Here is a 3094-nt window from a genome sequence, read left to right on the forward strand (position 1 = left end):
GTACCGTTGAGCACGGGGAACGCACCCGAGCGGACCCGTGGGAGGGAAGCGACCGATCGGTTGAGACATCTTCTGAAGGGACGATGGTGTGAACATCGGGTCACCTGACCATCTGAACAGGTTAGGGCAGCAGACAGGGTACAACAGAAGGGCCGCGTCGCACGGAGCCTGACGAGCAGGTGCACGACGCGCCCTCCGACCATTTCCCCAAGGCTCAGGCCGAGTTCTCCAGCCAGGCGAGCGCCTGGTCGAATTGATCGCGATCACAAGAGTCGATCTGGGCGCGAGTGAATATAGAGGGGGTAGGTCTCGTCTTAGCGCACCATAGCAAGGTGCTGGCGGTGCGGGTCGCTGACATCGACTCAGTGATGGGGGCTGCCGTGAAGGCTGTGAGCAGGCAGGGATGCCGCTCAAGGGCGAAGCCCGGTACCTTTGATCTGGAGGATCTCGACGTCCCAGCCCCTCGCGGCCAGCTTTAAGACTCAGGTGCTCGGCCGGTGAGCGCGGTCGTGAGTTAGGTCTTTGGAGCTGACCCCATAGGTGGTGCTCAATCCGGCGTGCTGCGCGGCAGCAGTGTCCAAAGTACCAGGCTCAGCGCGACTACAAAGAGGGTCGCGATCCAGGGGTTGAGCTGCAGGATGAGGCGATGGATGGCCCCAGGGTGTTGATCGAAGGCGTAGAGTCCGACGACCCAGATGAGCACCCAGAGGGCGGTTCCGATGAGGTCCGCGATGAAGAACCGCCGCCAGGGCATGCGGGCGCTCCCGGCGACCAGACCGTCGAGCTGACGGGTGCCGTCGAAGAAGCGCCCGAAGAGGATGAGCCAGACCCCGAAGCGTTTGAAGAACCGTTGGAGCCGGCCGAGGCGTTGACGACGCACACCACCCCGCAGCAAGAGGCGGCGGCCACCGCTGCGTCCCATCCAATAGCCCAGGTTGTCCCCGGCGACGGCGGCCGGCCAGCAGGCAAAGAGCACGCCCGCCAGGCTCAGCACGCCATGTGCTGCGAGGATGGCCGCCGCGGCCATGAGGATGCCGCCGGGCAGGGGAATGGCTGCGCCCTCAAGGGCGACGGCCACCACCAGGACAGGATATCCGTAGGCCTGCAGCCAGGGTGTTATGGTCGCCATTGTCGTCTCGAATCCGGTCAAGGGTGCGATCTCCGCGCGAGGTCTGGTGAGCCGCGGCGGGTCAGAGCTGGTGAATCAGGTCCGCTAAAACCCCCTCGGCTTCCTGGAAGGCCTTCGCGCTGCTGGCCTTGGCGTCGCCCGTGCTCACTGCTTGGTCGAGGGCACCGACTTGGGTGAGCAGGGCTTGGACCTCGGCCTTGTGCGCCTGGTCCGCAAGCGGCAGTGCCGTGTCCAGATAGCCCTTCGCTTCGGCGAGCTCCGCCTTGGCGGCATCGTCGTCTGCGGTATAGACGTGGTCGATACGCGCGTCCGCGAGGTGCAGCTTAGCCTCGATCAGCTCTTTCTTGTCCTCACGGCCCGCGCGCAGCCGTTGCCAGCTGGTGCTGATGTATTCGGCCGAGCGCTCGGAGAGCGCTTTGGCCGTCTGCCAGGTCTGTTCGAGCTGGCGGCTGATCGACGTGTCGTTAGCCTCCAGCATGCCATGCAGCTCGCGCACCTCGGAGACCAGGCCGGCAGCCGCCTCGCGCGTGACCTTGTCCGTGCTCTGCGCGGCTTGCTCCAAGTAGGCCACGGCACGGCTCAGCTCTGCTTTCGCGTAGTCCACGCGGCCCAACTCGCGGTCCTTCCAGGCCCGCCAGAGCGATTCCTTCGCTTGGGTCAGGGGTGATTCGATCCCGATGGAGACAAAGACCACGTTGTCTTCGGCATCCGCCAGGGCTTGATCCGCCGCCTTGGCGTCCTGCTTGGCGATGTCGGTCTTGGCCTGCGCGATGAGGTGTCGGGTACTGCTCAAGGGGAGGTCGGCCTCGACATAGAGCAGCGCCGCATCGACCGCCTGCAGTTGCTCCGTGGCGACAGGCTTGTCGCCTTTCTCAAGGGCCTGCTGGGCGCGGTCGAGATAGGTCTTGGCCGCTTCGGTTGGCATGACTCCCACCAGCTCATCGAGCGAGGCATAGATGGGCACCAGGTCCGGGAGAACCGCTTCGGTGTCTTCGTACTCCAGGTGCTTCTTGGCAACCCAGATACGGTCTTTGATGAGGGTGGTCGGGAGCATCTGCTGGACGTCGTCCAAGGTGTGCTCTGCCTGGTCGAGCAGCGTTTTGGCTCTGATGAGGTCTGGGGCGTCTCCGTGCAGGGCACCCCGGGCATCGGCGATGTCACGGAGGACTTTGACGGCCAGACCGGGCACGCGCGACGCGTCTGCGGCCGCAGGCGCATGCGTTTCCGTCGCACTCTGGGCGCCCGTCCCCGAGTCGACCGCGAACGCCGGCGTGGCCGTCCCAAGCGCGATCAAGAGGGCGGCAGCCAAGGGTGAGGTGAGTGTCTTCTTATTCATCGGGGCGATCTCCTGGGGATCTCTGGTGTGCTTTGCTTTGGACTTGGGAGAGCAGACGCTGGCTGCTGTCGAGGCCAGCCGCTCGTCGTTTCATAAGCATCGGGCGTGCCTCATCGAACATTCAATTCAGTCAGCGTGTTACGAGAGTGGCATGGGGAAGCAGGTGCTGCCCTGGTGACTCTCGACCAGGCGAGTTGGTTGACAGCGACCAGGTCAGCGCGCATCGACGATCGGGCGTCCTATCTCGCGGGACGCGGCCCCAGCAGCTCGACGAGTTCATCCCCGCCGACCGTCTCGCGCTCCAGCAGGGCTTGCGCGAGGCCGTCCAGCCGGTCGCGCGCTGAGGACAAGCGCTCGAGGACCGCCGCGTGGCTCTCAGACAGGAGACGGCTCACCTCTGCGTCGATGCGCCGGGCCGTCTCCTCACTGTAGGGACGGCCTTGGCCCAGCTCATAGCCCAAGAAGCGGTCCTCTCCCGAGGATTCATAGGACGCTAGGCCGAGGTCGCTCATGCCCCAGGCCGTGACCATGTGGCGCGCCTGTCGTGTGGCCTGCGTATTCCAGTGAAACCGGACACCCAGTCCGAAGGAAAGCGGACAGCCGTTCCGATCGAAGCCGGACAGTCAGTC

The 3094-nt window shown here is 65.0% G+C and carries 3 protein-coding genes; all 3 read right to left on the reverse strand.

All coding sequences use genetic code 11. The features are described 5' to 3' along the window. Positions 1 to 547 precede the first annotated feature (547 nt). Positions 548 to 1129 carry a DedA family protein gene (locus G3480_RS25820; protein WP_164657075.1) on the reverse strand — a complete coding sequence of 194 codons (582 nt, stop codon included), beginning with the start codon at positions 1127 to 1129 and terminating at the stop codon, positions 548 to 550. Between the two features lie 61 nt (positions 1130 to 1190). Then, positions 1191 to 2465 (reverse strand): YfdX family protein, encoded by a 1275-nt coding sequence (locus G3480_RS25825; RefSeq protein ID WP_164657076.1) that lies wholly within the window; start codon positions 2463 to 2465, stop codon positions 1191 to 1193. Between the two features lie 239 nt (positions 2466 to 2704). Then, positions 2705 to 3088, reverse strand: coding sequence for a hypothetical protein (locus tag G3480_RS25830; protein WP_338114228.1), 384 nt, complete (start codon positions 3086 to 3088; stop codon positions 2705 to 2707). Between the last annotated feature and the right edge of the window lie 6 nt (positions 3089 to 3094).

Source organism: Thiorhodococcus mannitoliphagus, assembly GCF_010915725.1.
Lineage (GTDB): Bacteria > Pseudomonadota > Gammaproteobacteria > Chromatiales > Chromatiaceae > Thiorhodococcus > Thiorhodococcus mannitoliphagus.